We start from the raw sequence: 21,094 nt of genomic DNA on the forward strand, positions 1-21,094 counted from the left end.
TATCAAAATTTATACTATAATCTAGTCAATATCTTTGTATCAAAAAAATTACTATGATTCAAGCAAAATCTCATATTGACACTACACCATCTGTATATGGCAAATTTGCTTTGATGGCTACTGAGCATAAAGCTATAAACTTCACTCAAGGCGCTCCTGATTTTGATACCCCAGAGTGGCTAATTGAGCGTACATACTTCTATATGCAGCAAGGCAAAAACCAATACTCTCCAATCCCAGGAGCTGTTACGCTACGCAATGCAATAGTACAAAAAACTAAGCGATGCTACGATATAGATATAACCATCGATAATGTAGCGATTACCGCAGGTGCACAAGAAGGTTTGTTTTGTGTAATTTCAGCTTATGTTGGTCAAGGTGATGAAGTTATTATGTTTGATCCAATATTTGATACTTATGCTGGAGTTACAAAGTTTAATCAAGGTAAATGTGTCAGACTAAAACTACTGCCAAATGGTAGAATTGATACAAAAGCTATTGTAAATGCTATTACAAATCGTACTAAACTTATAATTCTAAACTCTCCTCACAATCCAATGGGAACGGTTATATCCAGAGATGAATTCAAAGAAATTGCAAAGATTGTTAAAGATAAAGAACTTCTGGTAATCTCTGATGAAGTTTATGAACATATCTATGCTGGAGAGAGTTTTACAAGTGCTATACAAATACAAGAGTTACATCATAAGCTAGTAGTATTCCAATCTCTTGGCAAAACTTACAACGTCACTGGCTGGCGCCAAGGTGTAACTATTGCTCCCCCACAAGTAATAAAAAATATGCTTGCAATAAAGCAGTTTGCAACATTCTCCGCGACACATCCAATGCAATTAGCGTTAGCTGAGGGGATCCTAGAACATCCTGAATATTATGAGAACTTACATAAACTCTACAAAAAGCAAAATCAGTTATTAAGAGAAAACCTAAAAGGTACAAGATTCAAAATCCTTGACTGGCAAGGCTCGCCATTCCAAATTCTTGACTATAGTGATATAAGTAATCAAGATGGTGATAAATTCGCTAGTGATCTAATCAAAGAACATGGTGTCGGTTTAGTGCCAATATCATCACTTTTTGAGACTCCTCAAAATGGTCTTTTAAGATTATGTTTCGCTAAAAAAGATAATGACATAATCAAAGGAGCTAGAATCCTAGCGAATATCTAATATAAAAGAACTCTAAAATAAATCACCGATACTATCTTAGATTTTTTGATAGGATTTAAGTAGATTTTGGGTAATTTTAATGGGAAATATCAAAAATAGAATTTTAAAATTACCAATCATTTGTGTATTATACAGCTTAGCATTTATACCAATATCAGGCCATGCCAATAATTTATATTGCTATATAAATGGTGAGCTTCAAGGTGATAAACCTATTAATATTAAAAATATAGCTATAAAAAAAGTAAGATTCTTCGAAAATGGTATGCATAAGGATGGATATGCAGTTTCTCTTAAAGATTCTCAGGCTTTATTAAACTGCTGTAAAGAATTAGACTCAGAATTTAGTATCTTAGAAGGTGTTCCAATAGAAGCTCGAGTTGATAGAAATACTTGGTCTAGTTCAATTACTAATCTTGTCGGTAAACAATATGGTTACCCAATAGTTGTGAAAAATAAAAAAAACGAATATGTTAGATCTGCATATACTGTAGCTAAAGGTAATAAAGAAATTTTAAGTGTTAACAGCTATCTTAAAAAGAATGCTAATACAATAAATAAAAGGTCAGAAACTTATTTAGTTGAAAAGATTTATGGAGGGTTGAAACACTACTTTGACGGAGTTGTCGCAGGCGAAAAAATCTTCGAAGCAAAATATGGTGTTTCTGGTACTAGTAATTTTGTGGCTGATAATTATATAAAGAATCTTGCCAATATCAGAGGAGATAGAGGTATTTATAAACCATCTGAAGATGAAGTTGTTATTTATAGTAATAAAGAAGGAAAGAGATTATCTTTTAGAGCCAAAAACTATGAGCAATATATGACTATTGTTGAAAATATTACAGAATATGCAAATGAATATTTTGATAAAAATATAATAAAGATTTTATATGGAGGAACTGTAATATCATCAAATAATGCACCTCATGCTGTGCTTCTTGAAGTAACTATTGATAATTATGATAAAACAATAACTCTCAATATGGTTGATTCTCTAATATCACATGCTGCAAATAATGCTAGTTTTTCTGTATTACAATCGTTAAAGCAGGGACTTGAAAGAGTAAATTCATCTATTGCGTATATTGATAAAAATGATGCTCATAATATACCAAAGATTGCTAATAATACATACAAAGTAGAAACCTCTTTGGATAATATACATCTTCAAATGCCTTTACAAACAGATTGTGGCAGATATGTCGCGATTTGGATTGATGCTATTATTAATGGTATAGATTATAGAAAACTAAATTCTACAGATTATAATAAAACTTTAACAATTTTAAATTCTGCTAAAAAATTAGCTCTTCAAGATAATAGTTATGCTTCAAAGTCTCTTAATTCAACAGAGCAAAAACCGACAGACACTAAGTCTAGTAATATCGGTGATCTAGGTTTTGATAATATTGATCATCTAGATATAGTAAATGAAAATTTAGTGGAACCAGAGCTTACAGAGAGAGAAAAAATGTTAAGAAATATTTTTGAGATCACTAAAGAATAAATCAATTATACATAAAAGTTTCAAGTTTTATATATTGTTATGTATTAGCGTAGCGAATATTTCCTTCTATTATACCTACTAGAGCTGAAGATCTAATTGAGTTGCCTTGACTACCATATTTAATTGAAATTCTCGTAGCATTATTAGGTAACTTCTTCATTGCTACTTGTAGTGAATCTGTAGGATCACTATCACTAGCAGAATCTATCTCCGCGTCAGTACCATTATTTTTATTAACTGATATATCATATGGGTTACCTTTGTAATCAAATGTTTGACCATTTTGTATTGCTTGAAGAGTAGCATTATAAACAGTGTCAAAATTATAGTTAATAGTAGTTATATAATAACCATCTTCATACTGTGTTCCTTTGTCACTAGCACAACCTGAAATAATAGCTAATGCTACAGCCAAAAAAATTATATATATTTTTGATTTTAATACTTTCATATTATTTTGATATATAGTTTAGTTAAGTGCTATTATGTTATCACCTTATTTATTTGTCAATATACAAGATAGCTTTGTAATAGCATAAATTTACTATTAAATAATTTACTAAAGCTTGCTAAACTCTCTATAAAAATACAACTTTTTTTATATAAGGATAATAGCCATGTCAAAACTAAAAGTTAGTGTAATCCAATCAGATATTATCTGGGGTGATAAACAAGCAAATTATAATAAGCTAGAAAATACTATCGCGAATATTGACCAAGATACTGATGTTATCGTAATGTGTGAGATGTTTAATACTGGTTTTTATAATGAATCCAACTGATCAAGCAAGTACCCAACAAGACATCGTTAATTGGATGTACAGTCAAGTAAAGGGCAAAAATTATGCGATAGTCGGCAGTGCTGCTACTTATAATGATGATAAGATTGTTAATCGCCTGTATTTTGTAACCCCTGATAAACAAGTTTATACATATGATAAAAATCATCTTTTTATCCATGCAGGTGAAGACAAAAAGTATACAGCTGGCAATAAGCGTCAAATTGTTAATTATAAAGGTTTTAACATCCTTGTAACAGTTTGCTTTGACTTAAGATTCCCAGTATTTAACTGCAACAATAATGATTATGATATACTTATCAATGTCGCATGCTGGCCAGAATCTCGCCGTCAACATTGGCAAGCGTTACTAAAAGCTCGAGCTATAGAAAACCAAGCTTTTGTCATAGCATGTAATCGAGTTGGTAGCGATCCTAATTTTGACTATGCTGGTGATAGTATGATTATTGATTATAATGGTGATATCTTAGCTCATCAAGAATTCAAACAAGCTACTTTAAACGCAACTTTAGATAAAGATAAACAACTACAACATCGTAGTAAGTTTAATTTTCTTGCATCTCAGGATAAATTTACTCTTCACCTCTAATCGATTTTGCAAGGTTTTGCAATACTGCATTAACAAACTTATAGCCTTCTTCGGTACCCATACTATAACATATCTCAACATACTCTTTTATAATCACCTGATATGGATTTTCTAGACATTCTATCAGTTCTGCTATAGCTGCTTGTAAAACTGCATAATCAACATAATTAATTGATGCTACACCATTATTTGAGTTTTCTTGAATATATTTGTCTATAGTATCTTGATTTGATTTAACTGCATCTATGAGTCTATAGAAAAGATCCCAATCAGTATAGTGTCTATCAGCATTATCGGCATAGTACTGAACTTTAAGCTCAGCAAATGTATTATCAGCAACTCTCTTTTGGTACAAGGCTTGTACAGTATATAAACGAGCATTATTTCGAGCTCTAGCAGTAGTTTTCATAATTTTATGTAGATGTAGTTGATTAGCGAATTTTATAGCTTTCGATTATACCCTATTATAGATTATATATACAGTTCTTATGAGCTATTAATACTGCTAAAATAGTAAAGTTTTATATACCATTCTCTTAATATCTGTAATAAAATGTTCTCGACTAAAACACTTTATATCATTTCGTGAGGCGATTATGAAATTTAATATTATCTGTATGCTAGGATTAGCATTTATCCTTAACTCTTGTGTGAGTAATACCAACCCAGAAAATGTTGGTTTTGTAAAAACTCCATATACTTCTGGTAATGTCTCTTTAACACTTAAAAAAGGAGTAACTACCAAAGACCAAGTGATAAACGCTTTTGGCTCTCCTAATATAGTTACTCAAAATGCAAATGGTGAATCAGTATGGACATACCAAACCAATGCAACTGTTGAAAATGATGCTTCTAGAGATGGATTTTTAACTCTTCTTATCACAGGTGAAAATACTCAAGAGTCTGGTTTTATGCAATCACAAAAAACCATGACTATTATTATTACCTTCAAAGGTAATGTTGTTTCTGACTATAAATCATTATCAACTAACTTCTAGATGAGGCTTTTATAACTATGCTAAAAAAACTTACCCCATTAGTTTATTTGATTGTTTTAGTTTTATCTGGTTGTGCATCTTCAGGACCACAACAACCTAACTTAACACCTTTACAAATTCAGCTAATGCAAACAAAAGTCTTTAATGTTGATTTAAGAACCGCTTTTGATGCTACTGTCACAGTTATGCAAAATCTTGGTTATATAATTCAAGATGCTAATTTTGACACTGGAATAATCACTGCAAAGAGTACTCAAACCGCAAACTTCTGGGGTGATTCAGAATATACAGAAGCTACTGCCTTTATCCAACCTTATAGACAATCAAATAAAAACTCAAGTATAAGAATAAACTTTGTTGTTTATAACTCGATGCCAAATCCAAACCAGGGTGGAGCTCCGATAAATACTTCTTCAGCAATACTTGACCCGCAAGCTTATGAAAATGCTTTTGCTAAAATTCAACAGCAAATTTTTGTACAAACAGGCATTTCACCTGTTCTAACTCAACCGATTCAACAGGTTTCTTAAACACTCTCTATTTAGTCTAAAAACTAACTACACACAAAAATGTAATGCTGAATACTGAATCAACTCCAGCACATGTTTATTTCAGCATTTCACTATAAGTATTGATTTTATTGAGATCCTGAAACTAGTTAGAATGGAATGTATTACTTTTGTACCTAGTAGACTGTATTTTTCTTAAAGAATTTAGTTTAATATTTTTAAAATTAGCAGAAATAGAAATAAATTATGAGTAAATGGTGGCAACAAATTGATTTGAAGGATATGTCTAGTGAACAATGGGAGTCAATCTGTGATAGATGTGGGCTTTGTTGTCTAAACAAACTTCAAGATGATGAAACAGATGAAGTTTACTACACTAGAGTCAGTTGTAAGCTTCTTGATATTGGCAAATGCCAATGCAGTATGTATCAGAAAAGAAAACAGCTTGTACCTGAATGTGTAAACCTAACCTACAAACAACTAAAAAATCATGCTCATAAGTGGCTACCTAATAGCTGTAGCTATAAACTTTTATTTGAAGGTAAAGATTTACCTGACTGGCATCATCTAAATACTGGCTCAACCGAAGAAATGCATAAACAAAAAAAATCAGCAAAGCATTTTGCTATTTCCGAATATGAATTAGATGTCGATGAGTATTTAGAAGACTTTATTATAAAAATAGATAACTAAGTTAATATTTCTAGTATATAATCCGCTTACTCTATACTATTGGGCATTATGATGTCTGATTTACTTGTGCTTAATCCTTTCTATGAAAAAATAATTAATGATTACCTTAATAAGGGTTTTTGCATCATTGATAACTGGCTAACAACTGATGAAACCAGCAAGCTAAGACAACAACTAGAAGAACTCTATCAAGCAAATTATTTCAAAAAGTCTGCTGTCGGTAATCGTTTAAATGAAAACCTCGAAAGATCAATCCGCAATGATTTTATTTTTTGGCTAGATGAAACAAAATATGCACAAGTATTTTTTGAAAAAATAAATAGCTTTATTGAGTATATTAATAAAACCTGCTTTGCTGGAATTGTTAATAAAGAGTTTCATTATGCTATTTATCCTCAAGGATCATTTTATAAAAAACATATTGATACTTTTCAAAATGATGATCGTCGTACTATATCAGTAGTTTGCTATCTTAATCAAGATTGGCAAGATTATTTTGGAGGACAGCTAAAGCTTTATTTAAAAGATCAAACACTAGAGATATTTCCAACTAATGGCAAAATAATTCTTTTTGACAGCAAAAGTATCGAACATGAAGTCTTACCGGTACTTACTGAGAATAAAAGATTTAGTATTACAGGCTGGCTAAAAACTAATTAATAAAATATAAACCTACTCCCAAAACAACTAGCATAACAGCAAATATTGTTTGCAAAACTTTATCATTGAGGCTTTTTTTGACTTTAGTTGCCAAAAGCATCCCAATAGCACTACCAACTATAAACATACTCGCGATGTACCAGTTCATACTAGTTTCATCATAATGAGATATAAAGCCAGATATTGATACCACAAAAATTACTAACAACGATGTATTAATAGCTCTTTTAAGCGGCATCGCTGTTATAAAAACTAATGCTGGTACAATTAAGAAGCCACCACCAACACCAAAAAAACCAGTCAATGTACCAACGACACCACCACTTATCAATAATGCAACTATACATCTTGGTCCGATACTCTTACAAACTGATTTCCCTGAGTTAGAGATTAATTTTGCTTTTATCAAGCTCCAAACACCTATCAAAATCATCAATATTGAGAAGCTTAGCATTAATAGTTTATCTGATAATCCTTGCGAGATATAATTACCTATTGGTGCAAAAACAACCCCAGTAACAATCATTACAGCTGCTGCTATATAGTGGATGTCATGTTGCTTATAATTAACTACAAGACCAAAAATTGCTGTAAAACCAACCACAAGCAAAGATATTGTAACAGCACTATGAAAATCTAAACCAACACCATAAGTAAGCAAAGGAACTGCCAAAATTGAGCCACCACCGCCTGTCAATCCTAGCGCGATTCCACAGATAAAGCCAAAAACTATCAAAAACATTTATTCTTCCATACCACATTTCAAATTTGCTGGAACTGCAATATCTATATAGTTTGGCGGTGGTAGCTTTAAATCAGCCATTAACTTAGCGTACTCATCTGGTGATTTAACCTTTAACCTTGGATTATTTTGTCTTTCTTCGGCAACACTACTACTGGTTATACCATTATAATCATGACCAGGATAAATAATTGTACTACCTGGTAAAGTCATTAGCTTATTCATAATACTATCATATGCTGCATATGAGTCACCATTTTGAAAATCAGTTCTACCAGATCCTCTTATCAATAAAGTATCGCCTGTGAAAAGCATATTTTCAGTAGTAAAACAGTATGAATCATCTGTATGACCTGGAGTATACAAAGCTTTTAGTTGATAGTTACCAAATTCTAGGATATCACCATCAAATACTTTTTTGGTTGCACACTCTGCTTTGCTTTGACCTCCGATAACGATATCACAACCAGTCTCTTTTCTTAAAATTCCAGCTGCGGTGACATGATCAGCATGGACATGAGTGTCTATTGCATAGATCAGTTTAAGATCTAGCTCTTTTAGCAACTTGAGATACTGATTAACATTAAATCTTACAGAATCTATTATCACTGCTTGTCTTGTCTGCTCACAGCCTAGAATATAAGTATATGTATAAGTATCTCTGTCTATTAGTTGTCTGAATAACATAATTCTCCCTAGATGTAATCATCACATTAGTTAAAACATTCCTTTATCTATTAAAGGATTTTTTTGCCTGTCATACGTTCAATAGTATCATAATAATCTAAGATCATAATATATCCACCAGCAATATTATAAGCATCATAGCCATGTTGCTGTAACAGCAAAACGACATTATATGATCTTTGCCCTGTTTGGCAATGCACATATACAGGCTTATTTTTATCAATTTCTGCTAGTCTAGTTCTTATTTCAGACAACGGTATATTTTTTGCATTTTTGAGCATACCTCGACGAGTTTCGTTAATCTCTCTTACATCGATAATTTGTGCATTTTGTGCTAATAATTCTTCAACTTGGGTAAAAGCAACTTGCTTAAAATCACCTTTAAGCAAGTTATTGGCAACATAGCCTGTATGATTGACTATGTCTTTACCAGTTGAATATGGTGGTGCATAGCATAGTTCAAGGTCTTGTAAATCCTCAACCGTCATCCCTGCTTTGATAGCTGTAGCAAATACATCTGCTCTTTTATCAACAATTCCTCTACCTATAACTTGAGCTCCTAGCAGCTTACCGGTATTTTTCTCAAATAATATCTTTGTAAAGACATTTACCGCATTTGGCATGATACTAACCCTATCAAACGGTGCAGTATAGGCAACTTCATAATCAATATCTAAATTATGAAACTTAATCCAAGCCTCGTTTAGACCTGTTGCAGCGCCAGTATAATTAAATATTTGAATAATAGATGAGCCAATATAGCCTTTATTTACCACCTTATGACCATTGATGTGATCAGCTATCAGACGACCTTGTTTGTTAGCTGGACCTGCCAAAGGCAAGTTGAAATCTTGGGCGGTTAGAGCATTTTTAACCAAAATAGCATCACCTGCGGCATAGATATTTTCATCAGATGTTTGATAGTTATCATTGACAATAATATGACCAGTTTTTGCTAGATTGATACCTACTTCTTTTAGGAAGTTAGTATCTGGTGCAACTCCTATAGCTAAAATAGCCAAATCTGTTTTTATCTCTTTACCTGACTCAAGTAAGACCTTATCAGATTCAAAGCCCACAACTCTTTCACCAAGTAATAGCTTAACACCATTATCTAGTAGCTCTTTCTCTAAGAATTTTGCCATCTCATAATCAAAAGGGCGCATAATCTGATTAGCCATCTCGATTATAGTTACATTAAATCCTCTTTCTTTGAGATTTTCTGCAACCTCAACTCCAATAAAGCCAGCGCCAATTACTGTTATATCTTTGACAGGTTTTTGTTTATCAAAAACTGCTTGATGAATCTTTTTGACATCGACAACATTTCTTAGGATAAAGTGCTCAATCGTCTCAAGTCCTCTAAAAGGTGGCACTATCGGCTTAGCTCCTACAGCCAAGATTAACTTATCATAACTCTCGCTATATTTCTCACCACTATGGCAATTTATGACTGTTACGAGCTTATTTATCCTATCAATAGCTATAACTTCAGAGTTTGTACGTGCATCGATATTATATTGTTTATCAAACTTCTCTGGAGTCATCAAAATCAGCTTTTCAGCTGGCTCGATATAACCACCAAGATGATATGGTAAACCGCAGTTTGAGAATGATACATGTGGACCTTTTTCAAACATGATAATCTCAGCTGACTCATCTAGCCTTCTTAGTCTTGCAGCAGCAGAAGCTCCTGCAGCAACCCCTCCGATAATTAGATATTTCTTAGTCATCATAAGCTCCTATTTACAATTTTATTATCTTCTTTTATTGTATGGTAAAAACTCTAACATCACTGCCAAACCACAAGTCCCAGTCAAGCCTGCAAATAAAAGTCCAGCACCAAAGAAGCCACTTAAAATTGCAAAATATTGTGATACTGTAAACGAAAGCACCACACCTAAAAGTACTAAAAAGCCAACAATGATTTGTACTTGACGCATGATAGGTAGAGGCTCTTTAACATTTTTTTGTGTTGGTTGCTTATGCTGTTTCCAAGCATTGATACCACCATCTAGCAAGTAAACTTTCTTAGCGTTTAAGCCAACAACTTTACTAGCTGCTTGATTTGTTCTGTTACCAGATTGGCAGTGAAGAACCACTACTTCATCGGATTTAATATCAGCATCATAGATATCATCAACAAGGATATTCTCAGCACAATCAATACACTCTCTGCTATGCTCAGCAGGAGTTCTAATATCTATTAGCTTAACCTTCTCTTTTTTTTGTAAATCAAGAAATTGTTTTACTGATATTTTTTCTACTTTATTCATCTTAGTCTCCTTATTTTAACTTTATCTAATTTAGATTTTACTAATATAAACTTTAAATTTTTTAGCTTTTATCACCACAATATATGCTATACAAAGCCTCTAATATTTTTGTTACCGAAGGATCGTTGATACTGTAATATACATTTTGCGCCTCTTTCCTACATTTGACCAGACTATTATTTCTCAATACTGATAAGTGCTGAGAAAATGCCGATTGACTCAAACTAGAGTACTCTGCTAACTCTCCTACCGTCATTTCTCGTCTAAGTAGCAAACATAATATCAATAGTCTTGACTCATGAGATATTGCTTTTAATAATGAAGAAGCTTTACTAGCATTATCTTTCATCTGCATTAAATCCATTTTCATAAGTCTGTAATTCCTCAAGTAAGTTTTATATTAGCAAATTCTAATTTAGAAATCAATAATATATTGGCAGAATTATTTAAGGTTCTTAGACATATTACTAGCTATAACGAAATAAAATATCTACAACAGTAGAAATTATTTAAAGTTCTTAGACATTAATCTAAGTGTTATTAGACATTATATCTACAACAGTAGAAATTATTTAAAGTTCTTAGACCCGTTTTTGCCTAAATGAGCAAAAAAAGACCTAAAATCTATCATCTTTTTAGCATTTTGGTATATAACAACAGTCATATTTTTAAATATCTCTAAGAACTTAATGGTTATTTTAACATAAAGACTAAGGTTTGCAATTTTTAGTCTATAAACACAACCTCTTGTTCTCTATGAATGGCATAACCATATTTTATCACATCCTTGTCTGGAGCGTTAAAAATTAAAACACTATCAGCATTTGTAAATAATGGCACATAGTTGTTTTCTATTTCAGCTAAAATCAAGTCTAACATTCTCTTGCTATATTTGAGCTCAAATACAGAATACTGCAAACGTACACCATACCCTTCCAAAAATTTGGCAAATTTCGCTCTAACTTTATTATTACTAAAATCATAACTGACTATTAACATACACCCTCCTAGTTTCATAACAAAATATCGGATACTCTGCAATTTCTTTATCTCGCATAAAGGCACGATAAAACTCTCTTACATACTCAAATATCTCTAGCTTGTAGCTAATGATCTCGGCAAAGAGTATTTTTGAGTAGTCTTTTGATTTATCTTTTTTTATATAAAACTGTTCATTCTTACAACCAAAATCCTCTATAGAAAATTGTCCAAGGTTCCATGATTTTCTGACTTGATTATCAACAATACATCTAAATGGTTCAACAAAGTCACAAACCAAAGATTTACGCTTATACCAAGTCTGATGACAAAAACCCTTGTATAAATCAAAGCCAAAAAGTCGCAAAAAACACTCTACAAAATTAAACAACATACTATAGCCTAAATCTAAAACAACATTATATGGATCTTGTTTTATTCTTGGTTTGCGTCCTTGCCAATTATCCAAATGCCCATAAAATCCTTTGAAAAAATTTTTTGCAATATTACCCTCTACACCCATTAGTTCGGCTAAGCTTGTTGTATTTTCTAATTCTGCTATAAGCTGTTTATTCTTTTTGACTATCTCTTTCTGCTCTGGAGTTTTATCTCTTAGACTTCTAACTAGATTATGTTGATTATGTATTTTTGATGCTATAAAAATCCTTGCTAAACTTATATCTTGCTCAACTACACTATATTGCTTATATCTAGCTAAAAAATTAGCCTCAGCAATATCACCAAAACATAGATATGGTCTAAAGCTATTTTTCATAAAAACTAGCTGTATGGCATTTTTCTTACAGGTCTCTAAAAGTTGCGATGTCATAGTCATATTACCTACAATGAACAATGCAAGAACTTTATGAACAGAAAGCTTAGTTTTCACCTCATCAGTTTCTTTATCTTTTATAACTATATTCCCCAATGATAGACTAAGCTTCACTCCATCAAAAATATTAACAAAAACTATATTCTTTGATTCAATATCATTTCTACTAAACATAATCTACAAGTCCGTTTTATCACATAAGTTTGCATATATACAAAATTTACATTTTTCAATATTTTGCCTAAATGAGTTATCCATTGGATTATATTGTTTGATTGTTTGAATATGTTTTTCAAACTTTTCTAACTCAGCTGAAGTTGGTATCTCTATTGGGTATGACTTGTTGTCAACCATTGAATAAAATTTGATGGCTTTGACATCATAGCCCATTTCTTGGAGGCAAAAATATTGCGCATAAAGCTGATATTTATAACCATCATAGATAGTCTTGATTTGCCTTTTTCTCTCGACAAGTAAGCCCTTATCTTTATGAAAAATATCAATTTTGCCAACCAAACCATATTTGTGGTTAATAACATCAATACCTATTAGATCATCTTTTTTGGTACTGTATATGCCATTATCAATACTTTTATGAGCTTGTCGCCCTTTTGTTTGGCTAGATGAATAGTATGTAGTATCTGACGCATTACTATAGATATTATGCAAATATATTGAGTATGGACAGAATATAAAATCATTTAACCATGTTATTAGAATATAATTTTCCATATAATCAATAACTCTTTATGTATATTCATTAAAATAGTTCCCCTGCAAATCATTGAAGGGGTAGCAGTCGTTAGACTGAAGCGATAGTATATTTCTGAATGAACTAGTTATTCCTACTCTGCACAAACTCAAAATACTCTTCATTTTTGATAACCAAATTAAGCTTTTTACCTTCTTGATTATTTTTGATCCTATCGAGTAGCATCAGACCTTTTAGCCCTATATGATATGCACCGTTTGCATCAGCATCTTGAGGCATATTTTTTGGCGCCTGTCGCGAATCAAAGAAGTTACCATTTACATCAGCTACTGGTGAAATTAGATAATCTATCTCAGTACCTGTTTTTGAATTACGCATTTGTAAGATAGTATTTAGGATACTAGTTAGTTTGGCAAAAAACTTTTTGTCACCCTCTGCACTAATAGCTGCTTTGATACAGTCACCATGCCCATATTCGATAGAATAATCTTTTAGCAATTTCTCCAACTCTTTAGTCGGATAAACTTCTCGAGTATCCCAATTATGATTTTTATCTGAATTTCTAAAGTTAATTAATCTACTCCCAAAGCTAGCTATAGTCCACTTGTCTTTGGCAGCCTTGTCACCAAAGTTCTTATAATCAAAACTAAACTCAAAATAGCCCTTATCTAAGTTATATCTAATCTTATCAAACTTACTAAAGAACTCCTGAGATTTGCTGACACTTTCATACTTAGGATATAACTGATTTACAAAGCCAGTTACAGGACAAATTTTTGAAGTAAAACCAGCTGGTACATAGTAGATAATACCTGTTTATTTACCCATCTTTTTAAAAGTCTCAAAAGGTGATGTTAGCTGATAAGCTCTAAGCACTCCACCAGCTTTATCAAACTCATTATCTTTAAAAACTAGATAGTTTAGCTTTTCAATTAGCATTTTTTCTAATTTTTGATAGACCTGCTTCTCTACCTTGAAACGTCCTCTTTTAAATCCAAAATTTAAATCCTCAAAAATCACAATAGCGTTATAATCTATCACTAGCGTTGCTATTTCATGAACTACCTGAGATAAATAACCCTCTTTCATCTCTTTGATGTTATTTATCTTTTTCCAGTCTTTCCTAGCTGAATCCCTATCTTTCTCTATTGCAGTAAGCTTATCATGGTAGTTTGTTTTCATTCTATCGTTACCAATGATGTTGAAAGTATCTTGTTTGATAATGTTTCCTTTACCATCTACTAAAGTATAGTAAGCCAAATGTCTTTCACCTCTATCTATACTTAGGATATGAACATCATTTGCTTTTTCTTTTAGCAATAAATTAATTTCATCATTAAACTTATTAGCCCCACTAGATTTGAAATTCATTGTAATAGGACAGTGAAAGAAAAACTTATCTTCAGTAAAGCGTTTATCCTTGATTAAATCATATTCAAAAACACTCTCTTTTTTAGGATTATCTTTATTTTTATTAGCTATTACCTCTTTGGCTGGGTGAGTGATTTTTTTAGGTATTGATTGTTTACGATAAAAAAGCTCTGCCTCACCATTTAGCTTATAAACCACATCTTGAAGATTTCTCTCATCAAACAACGCTTTCCAATATAAAGTATGTAGATTTGGTCGCCCTTTGCTATAAGCTGAAAAATCTTTGTTATAAATCTGAAACAAGTATAGTTTGCCTTCATTGACTAAACTATCAATATAGCTCTTTGATATATTTTCAAATGTAAGTTTGTAGCCTTGATTTTCAACTTCTCTATAAAATTCATCTATAGAATTGTATTTTTTAGTATCAGAAAATCTAAATCCAAAATCTTTCCACTCTGGGTGCCTACTTATAGACTGTTTATAAAAATCTATAAACTTTCTACAATCTTCGATATTAAACTCAAATTTTTCATATCCTTTTTGAGGACTACCATTTTTTGTATGTGTTGAATGGTTTCTTATTCTAAGGATTTCTTTGTCTGGATTATAATAATTTACAGATTTAGCAGAAAAGAAAACCTTAGGTAACATTTTATTTGCCCCAGGTAAAAGTTTATAAACAACTTTCTTATAGTCTTCACCTTTGTTTTCTTTAATAGCTTTATCATTAAAGATTTTGTTATTTTTCTTATCCATCACACCCAGATAATACTTATCATCTTTGATAAATAAAATTGCAGTATTATCAGACTCTTTGTTTTTGTCCCAACCATTAGCTAAAGTTGAGTTATCAAAATTTAACTTAAACTTCTCATCACTATATGGTTTCTGAGTTATATAGTTTCTAACTTTATTATAGATAGGAACTATATTTGCTAATTCAAAATAGCATTCTTCAAATACCAAATAAAAATGCTCATCCTTATCTAAAATATTTGCCTTATCTTCTGATTGGGTAATATGAAATATTTTTAGTTTATGTAAGAGATTATTAGTCTGATCTAAAAGCTCTTTGATAGCTTTAACATCTCCTTCTGCACTAGTTTGAAGTAGGTCTTTTTTATCTTGATTCTGATACTTGACAAATATATGTGCCAAATTGCCTTTATGTTGAGTTATCTCATCAAGTAGCCTTGGAATATCTGCAAAATTTGCAAGTATTTTCTCAAACTGACATTGTTTATCTATATCTCTATGCTTGTTAAACTCATTAAGAGCATCTCTTATAGTTTCTAAAGACAGATATTTTGCTTTTTGAGTTTTTTTGGCTATTAATTCTTGCTCTTTCTTAGTAGGATTATCAACATTTTTTGGTGCTACTTGTTGAGTTATATATTCTAGTACTGCTGTACTAATAACACTATAGTCATCAAAAACTTGTTGCGATAAATCAGTAAGAGATTTATCATTTTTAAAATAGACTTTGCTCAAATCAAGTTTTTGAGCTTTTAAATCATCAAATAGTAAAGATAGTGTTTCTTTAATAGACTTTTCTTCTACTATTTTAAAAGCTGCTATTTGCTCATAAAAACTTTGGATTGTTGTAACTACATCACTATCATCCTCTAACTTGTCAATCACAAAAGATTTAGACTCTGTATCACTTAAAATTTGCTTAAACAAAACACTCATTTTAAATTTTTTGAGTGTTTTATCATTTGTTTGTTGTGAATATAGATTTATATATTCATTTATACCCTTTCTCTTTGCACTTTCACCGTTTACAAATTTACCACCAATAACAGTATTAAATTTGCTAATACCACTTTGATTTAGATAATTGTTAAAATTAGCTATCTCAAAAACTTCATCAAGTGAAAAAACTCTTTGATTAACTTCAGATGTTTTGTAGTCAATATCAAAGGTTAGCTCTTCTGCTAAATCTTTTTTAATTTGTTCATAGTTTATAGCTTCTGGAGCTTTGTCTTTTAAACTCTCATACTTAGCTTTATTTTCTAGAAATTTAGGCAAATTATCATCTACTATTCTATAAATAATAGATGTAGGAATATCATCGGTACTATAGACATTTTTTCTATTATCATGAAATCCTTTAAAATAAGTTGTCCAACCTTTAAAAGATTTGATTATCTCTAAAGCCTCATCTATATCTGTAATATCATTATTTGCTTTAAATAACTCTATGCCATTATCCTTAGATTGCTTTAGCCATAGAATTAAATCTGACTCTTGCCCTTTTTTAGCATCAATAAGGTTTTGATTAAACAAATTCTTAAATCTCTCTGAGTCATTTATATGTTTAGATATTTGTTTCTTTATTGTATCTTTTGCATTCTTGAACTCTTTTTGTAAATTATCATCATCAGTTTTTTTAAGTTTAAAATAAATATTAGAATAGTTTTGTAATAAATCTTCGCCAATACAAACAGAACTTAATATTTCTTCTATAAAAAACTGATGGTATTTATCAATGATTTGTTTAGCTTTTTTGTAATCTTTGGCTCTTTTCTCATCATCTAAGATTAAACCTTTTATTTTTATGTTCTCACGTGTTTTACCTTGTGGAATTAGCTCAAATCTTAGAGTTTTACTTAAATTATATTTGTTAACAAATCCTTGATAAATTGACATAATAAAGACTTCTTATAAAATTCTCTACATTTCGATTATATATAAAGTTATTATAAGAATCTTTATTTAGTTTATAATTTTATCGATCTAAAAATTTTGCCAAACTCTTCGGCATAGTAGACAGTTTGACCTTTTAATTGAGATAGTTTAGCTGACAAATCTAAAACCATAAAAACATCAGCTGGGACATCATATTCACATTTTATCTGATATTCTGTAGCCGGTTTAAAACCAAACTTTGGATAATAACTTGGATGACCTAAGACAAATATTGCATCAATATTATTTTTTGTTGCTTCTTTGATGATTGCTTCTATAAGCTTAGAACCAATTCCTTGATGCTGATATTTTGGTGCTACACACATTGGTGCAAGAGCATATATTTTTAGTTTATCATTTTTCTCAACGGTCATTTTTGAGATAATCGCCTGCCCTATTATACTGCCATCATCAGTTTCGGCAACTAGCGATATCAAACTTTGATGATCAGTATGCAAAAGTCTAACTAGTTTCTCTTCATCACTAGTATCAAAAGCTTCAGAGATCAATTTATAGATTAACTCTTGATCTTTTAATTTTTCATGGAGGATTTTTACATGCATATTTTTTAGTCCCTAATAACTAAATCACGTGTCGAACGAATTTCTAAGTTTATAAATTTACCAACTTTTTTAAATCTGCCAAAAACAGCAAATTTCGCTCTTTTACCTTTATCAAAATCTAAATACTTTATCTGACTTGGTACAACAAATAGCGAAAAGCGTGAATCTTGATCAGCTTTAAAAAACAGCTTCTTGCTATCACCAACATCAGCAAGTGTAATTCCAGCTACTCCATATATCAAACAATACTTATTATTAGGTTGTTGTGTATCAATATCACTTAAATCAATAATATTAATTGTATAAATATCTTGCTTAGCGTACTCTCTAATACGCTTTTCTGTTATCTGTTGTTTTTTTTGTGGCATCAGATTAAGCTCGTCAGCTTTTTTAAGCTCACCATTATTTTCTAATTTTGTGACAAGATTTATACATTTTTCAAGGTTTTTATTAACCAAGAAATTAAGTTTACTCATATCTTTTTTTGATTCACTTAAAATCAACTCTTTGATTTTTTGATCTTGAATTGGTTTAGCTACTCTTGGACAAAGCTCATCATGCTGTTGATCTTGGACAAATACAAAATATGGCTCTTGGTCAGCCTTACGTACTATCTTTACTTTAGCTTTGCCACAATCTGGACAAAAAATATTATCAAAATGTAATTTACTGTTATATTCAGTTGCTTTTATAAAGCCTTTTTTATATCTGGCTATTTTCACTATTTTTCCTTTAACTAATTTAGTCATCCTGAACTTGTTTCAGGATCTCAATAAGACCAATATTTATAGTGAGATGCTCAATTCAGCATGACCGTTTTTATCATAAATTATTTATATTGTTCAATCTTTATTTATTTTCAACCCTTTCAAAAAGTATATCTGATATCGGATAATCGAGATTTTGTCCCCGCTTCTCAAACTTTGTCAAAGGTCGCCACTCTGGTCTTGGCGCAAAGCCACTATATAAATTTCTGTATTTACTATCATTCTCAAGTAGCTCTAAAACTTCCTCTGCATATGGTAACCAATCGCTAGCATAGTGAAACACACCACCATATTTTAATTTCTTAGCAAATAGATCAATATTTGTCTGATTAACAAGCCTACGCTTATTATGCTTTTTCTTATGCCAAGGATCTGGGAAATATACTTGTATACTAGATAAAGATTGATCTGCTATCATATTCTCTAATATCTCAACTGCATCATGGCTCATCACTAAAAGATTAGATATATTTTGATGTTCGATTTCATAGAGAATATTACCCACTCCTGCTTTATGAACCTCGATACCAAGATAGTTTTTCGCTGGATTAGCCAATGCCATTTCAACCAAAGATCCACCCATACCAAAACCTATTTCTAATATTACATCATTAGAGTTTTTAAATATCTGAGAAAAGTCTAAGCTCTTATTTTGATCATACTCAATCATATATTTAGACGCATAATCATCGAGAGCTTGTTGTTGTTTTTTTGTTACTCTACCTGCTCTTTGTACATAACTTTTTATCTGACGCAGATTTTCTTTAGATTTGTCACACATTTTTCTAGATTTATTCCAATTTTATTAATACTATTCTATCTCAACTAAATCAAAAATAAGAGTATAACAGTGCTAATCTTTCTAACAATTCTAGCTTTACAGATAAGTTGCCTTATCCTACCTGGTCCAGATTTTTTTGTAACTATCAGTAACTCTATTAAATTTGGACATAAATCAGGAATATATACAGCAAGTGGCGTTGCTAGTGGAATTTTTTTAAATACCTTTATCGTCTACTGGTTTGGATCATTCTTATTATACAAGCAACCCTTATTATTTAAGATGCTAATTCTCATAGGTGCGGCATACCTTGCATATATCGCTTTTAGCTTGTATAAAAGTATTTTTACAAAACAACAACTTAACCCAAATGCTAATCAACATATAAAAAATCTAGATAATTTTGACAAACCCTCAAATACCAAATTTTTTCTAAATGGCGCTTTTACTAATCTTGCCAATGCTAAAGTATTAGTCTTTTTTAGTTCAATGCTAAGTCTAGTTGATGGGCTAAACAGTTTTGGTAAAGTTGCCATTTGGATAGCTATAGCTCTTACAACACTTGTATGGTTTTGTATTGTTGCGACTTTCTTTGGTAACGATAAACTTAGACAAGTATTTTTTAGAAATATTAAAAAGATAGAGTTTATTTCAGCTATTTTTATCACTATTTTTGTGATAGTTATATTAGTTGAGCTTTTCTAAAACAGAACTTTACTCCATCCTAACTTCTCTCTTAGAGTATCATAATAATTATAATCTTTTGTATGTAATACTGTAACTTTCTTTCGCGCTTTTTGGATAGTTACTTTTTGACTTGCTTTGAGGATAGTATCATGTCTACCATCAATACTTAAAACTGGTTCTGGATCATTATAATCAGTTATATAAATGTCAATAACACTCTCATCTGAGATAACTAAAGGTCTACTGTTTAATGAGTGCGAGCATATTGGCACCAAAACTACACTATTTTGATTAGGATTCAAAATTGGCCCTCCCGCTGACATTGCATGTGCTGTTGAGCCAGTAGGTGTAGAAACAATAAGCCCATCACCTCTTTGGTCAAAAGCGTACCTACCATCGATAAAAACTTTGAGCCCAAACATCAAACCCCTACTAGCTGTTATCGCTATCTCATTTAGAGCGATTGATGCTTCTAATGGTGCACGCAAATTATTATCAACACGACACTTTAGCATACTCATTTTTGTCACCGAACTATCACCTTTTAATATCGCATAGAGATCATTTTTTAGAGCATTATCATCTGCAGCAAGTGTTGTCAAAAAACCTAATTTACCTTTATTTATACCAATAACTGGGATATTACTGTACAAGGCTAAAACTCTAGATGCTTTAAGAAAGTTACCATCACCACCAACTATTATTGCAACATCGCATTTTAGCGCAATCTCTTTTAGGCTAGCAGTAGCAATATTTACAAGAGAAGTATCAGCTGCTGTATCATTTTCTATAGTTATTTCTAAGCCTTGTTGCTGTAAATAAGCCGATAGCGTCTCAATCATTTGACTTACTTCTTTTTTATAATGCTTACCAATGATCGCAACCTTATTATATTTAAAAACCATCTTTTATATCTTTAAGACAAACTTGGATGTATTATAGCAAAAAGACTTAATAGCATAACAATCGTTTGACTTATATTTACAAACAAAAATAAATTATAATTTTTCTTGAACAAAAAAATATATAAGTTGCCCAATCCTATTGATAGATTTAAA

At 31.2% G+C, this 21,094-nt stretch carries 21 protein-coding genes and 3 pseudogenes; 9 read left to right on the top strand and 15 right to left on the bottom strand.

The features are described from left to right. Nucleotides 1–53: 53 nt before the first annotated feature. The 3 genes and pseudogenes from FSC454_RS07210 (at nucleotide 54) to FSC454_RS10185 (ending at nucleotide 2,697) form a co-directional block, all read left to right on the top strand. Nucleotides 54–1,187 carry an aminotransferase class I/II-fold pyridoxal phosphate-dependent enzyme gene (locus FSC454_RS07210; protein ID WP_066047340.1) on the top strand — a complete coding sequence of 378 codons (1,134 nt, stop codon included), beginning with the start codon at nucleotides 54–56 and terminating at the stop codon, nucleotides 1,185–1,187. Nucleotides 1,188–1,204: 17 nt separating this feature from the next. After that, nucleotides 1,205–1,681 (top strand): annotated as a pseudogene (locus tag FSC454_RS10180) (hypothetical protein). A 107-nt stretch (nucleotides 1,682–1,788) separates the two neighbouring features. Further along, complete coding sequence (locus FSC454_RS10185) at nucleotides 1,789–2,697, top strand: hypothetical protein (RefSeq protein ID WP_066047336.1); 909 nt, start codon at nucleotides 1,789–1,791, stop codon at nucleotides 2,695–2,697. A 37-nt stretch (nucleotides 2,698–2,734) separates the two neighbouring features. Here FSC454_RS10185 and FSC454_RS07225 read toward each other — a convergent pair whose 3' ends face one another. Continuing rightward, nucleotides 2,735–3,148: a DUF3568 family protein gene (locus tag FSC454_RS07225; RefSeq protein WP_014548727.1), complete on the bottom strand. Its 414-nt coding sequence runs from the start codon at nucleotides 3,146–3,148 to the stop codon at nucleotides 2,735–2,737. 166 nt (nucleotides 3,149–3,314) lie between these two features. Here FSC454_RS07225 and FSC454_RS07230 point away from each other — a divergent pair. Next, nucleotides 3,315–4,086: pseudogene (locus FSC454_RS07230) on the top strand (amidohydrolase). Here the strand turns inward: FSC454_RS07230 and nusB are convergent. Beyond that, nucleotides 4,070–4,495, bottom strand: coding sequence for a transcription antitermination factor NusB (gene nusB / locus FSC454_RS07235; protein ID WP_066047333.1), 426 nt, complete (start codon nucleotides 4,493–4,495; stop codon nucleotides 4,070–4,072). The pseudogene FSC454_RS07230 and the gene nusB overlap by 17 nt on opposite strands. Nucleotides 4,496–4,682: 187 nt before the next feature. Here nusB and FSC454_RS07240 point away from each other — a divergent pair, with 187 nt between their 5' ends. From FSC454_RS07240 to FSC454_RS07255, 4 genes are all read left to right on the top strand, one after another. Further along, nucleotides 4,683–5,084, top strand: coding sequence for a hypothetical protein (locus FSC454_RS07240; protein WP_014548730.1), 402 nt, complete (start codon nucleotides 4,683–4,685; stop codon nucleotides 5,082–5,084). A 17-nt stretch (nucleotides 5,085–5,101) separates the two neighbouring features. Continuing rightward, nucleotides 5,102–5,614 (top strand): hypothetical protein, encoded by a 513-nt coding sequence (locus tag FSC454_RS07245; RefSeq protein ID WP_066047331.1) that lies wholly within the window; start codon nucleotides 5,102–5,104, stop codon nucleotides 5,612–5,614. A 225-nt stretch (nucleotides 5,615–5,839) separates the two neighbouring features. Continuing rightward, nucleotides 5,840–6,286 (top strand): YcgN family cysteine cluster protein, encoded by a 447-nt coding sequence (locus tag FSC454_RS07250; RefSeq protein WP_003022238.1) that lies wholly within the window; start codon nucleotides 5,840–5,842, stop codon nucleotides 6,284–6,286. A gap of 51 nt (nucleotides 6,287–6,337) precedes the next feature. Continuing rightward, on the top strand, nucleotides 6,338–6,946 hold the full coding sequence (locus tag FSC454_RS07255) for a 2OG-Fe(II) oxygenase (protein WP_014548732.1): 609 nt from the start codon (nucleotides 6,338–6,340) through the stop codon (nucleotides 6,944–6,946). Here the strand turns inward: FSC454_RS07255 and FSC454_RS07260 are convergent. The 12 genes and pseudogenes from FSC454_RS07260 to trmB form a co-directional block, all read right to left on the bottom strand. After that, nucleotides 6,939–7,688, bottom strand: a complete 750-nt coding sequence (locus FSC454_RS07260; RefSeq protein WP_014548733.1) for a sulfite exporter TauE/SafE family protein — start codon at nucleotides 7,686–7,688, stop codon at nucleotides 6,939–6,941. The genes FSC454_RS07255 and FSC454_RS07260 overlap by 8 nt on opposite strands. Beyond that, on the bottom strand, nucleotides 7,689–8,375 hold the full coding sequence (locus FSC454_RS07265; protein ID WP_066047329.1) for an MBL fold metallo-hydrolase: 687 nt from the start codon (nucleotides 8,373–8,375) through the stop codon (nucleotides 7,689–7,691). It lies immediately after the preceding gene. A gap of 50 nt (nucleotides 8,376–8,425) precedes the next feature. Then, on the bottom strand, nucleotides 8,426–10,108 hold the full coding sequence (locus FSC454_RS07270) for an FAD-dependent oxidoreductase (RefSeq protein WP_066047326.1): 1,683 nt from the start codon (nucleotides 10,106–10,108) through the stop codon (nucleotides 8,426–8,428). A gap of 24 nt (nucleotides 10,109–10,132) precedes the next feature. After that, complete coding sequence (locus tag FSC454_RS07275; RefSeq protein WP_066047323.1) at nucleotides 10,133–10,651, bottom strand: rhodanese-like domain-containing protein; 519 nt, start codon at nucleotides 10,649–10,651, stop codon at nucleotides 10,133–10,135. 61 nt (nucleotides 10,652–10,712) lie between these two features. Further along, entirely contained in the window at nucleotides 10,713–11,015 is a 303-nt protein-coding gene (locus tag FSC454_RS07280; protein ID WP_066047320.1) for an ArsR/SmtB family transcription factor, read from the bottom strand. Between the two features lie 362 nt (nucleotides 11,016–11,377). After that, the gene (gene cas2, locus FSC454_RS07285) at nucleotides 11,378–11,650 is read right to left on the bottom strand and encodes a CRISPR-associated endonuclease Cas2 (RefSeq protein WP_066047317.1); all 273 of its coding nucleotides are present in this window, start codon (nucleotides 11,648–11,650) and stop codon (nucleotides 11,378–11,380) included. Continuing rightward, nucleotides 11,631–12,635 carry a type V CRISPR-associated endonuclease Cas1 gene (cas1, locus tag FSC454_RS07290; protein ID WP_066047313.1) on the bottom strand — a complete coding sequence of 335 codons (1,005 nt, stop codon included), beginning with the start codon at nucleotides 12,633–12,635 and terminating at the stop codon, nucleotides 11,631–11,633. Before cas1 ends, cas2 begins: the two co-directional genes overlap by 20 nt. Nucleotides 12,636–12,638: 3 nt before the next feature. Beyond that, nucleotides 12,639–13,193: a type V CRISPR-associated protein Cas4 gene (gene cas4, locus FSC454_RS07295; RefSeq protein WP_231865174.1), complete on the bottom strand. Its 555-nt coding sequence runs from the start codon at nucleotides 13,191–13,193 to the stop codon at nucleotides 12,639–12,641. Nucleotides 13,194–13,296: 103 nt separating this feature from the next. After that, nucleotides 13,297–17,199: pseudogene (cas12a, locus tag FSC454_RS07300) on the bottom strand (type V CRISPR-associated protein Cas12a/Cpf1). 71 nt (nucleotides 17,200–17,270) lie between these two features. After that, the gene (locus FSC454_RS07305; RefSeq protein WP_071794822.1) at nucleotides 17,271–17,801 is read right to left on the bottom strand and encodes a GNAT family N-acetyltransferase; all 531 of its coding nucleotides are present in this window, start codon (nucleotides 17,799–17,801) and stop codon (nucleotides 17,271–17,273) included. A 5-nt stretch (nucleotides 17,802–17,806) separates the two neighbouring features. Next, nucleotides 17,807–18,523: a hypothetical protein gene (locus tag FSC454_RS07310; RefSeq protein WP_071794844.1), complete on the bottom strand. Its 717-nt coding sequence runs from the start codon at nucleotides 18,521–18,523 to the stop codon at nucleotides 17,807–17,809. A gap of 127 nt (nucleotides 18,524–18,650) precedes the next feature. Continuing rightward, the gene (trmB, locus tag FSC454_RS07315) at nucleotides 18,651–19,349 is read right to left on the bottom strand and encodes a tRNA (guanosine(46)-N7)-methyltransferase TrmB (RefSeq protein WP_066046440.1); all 699 of its coding nucleotides are present in this window, start codon (nucleotides 19,347–19,349) and stop codon (nucleotides 18,651–18,653) included. 69 nt (nucleotides 19,350–19,418) lie between these two features. On the opposite strand from trmB, the gene FSC454_RS07320 reads away from it, so the two are divergent. After that, nucleotides 19,419–20,054, top strand: coding sequence for a LysE family translocator (locus FSC454_RS07320; RefSeq protein WP_066046441.1), 636 nt, complete (start codon nucleotides 19,419–19,421; stop codon nucleotides 20,052–20,054). Here FSC454_RS07320 and FSC454_RS07325 read toward each other — a convergent pair. After that, complete coding sequence (locus FSC454_RS07325; RefSeq protein WP_066046442.1) at nucleotides 20,051–20,941, bottom strand: NAD(+)/NADH kinase; 891 nt, start codon at nucleotides 20,939–20,941, stop codon at nucleotides 20,051–20,053. The two genes, FSC454_RS07320 and FSC454_RS07325, sit on opposite strands and share 4 nt — an antisense overlap. Nucleotides 20,942–21,094 lie beyond the last annotated feature (153 nt).

Source organism: Francisella hispaniensis FSC454 (assembly GCF_001885235.1).
GTDB classification, from domain to species: Bacteria; Pseudomonadota; Gammaproteobacteria; order Francisellales; family Francisellaceae; genus Francisella; species Francisella hispaniensis.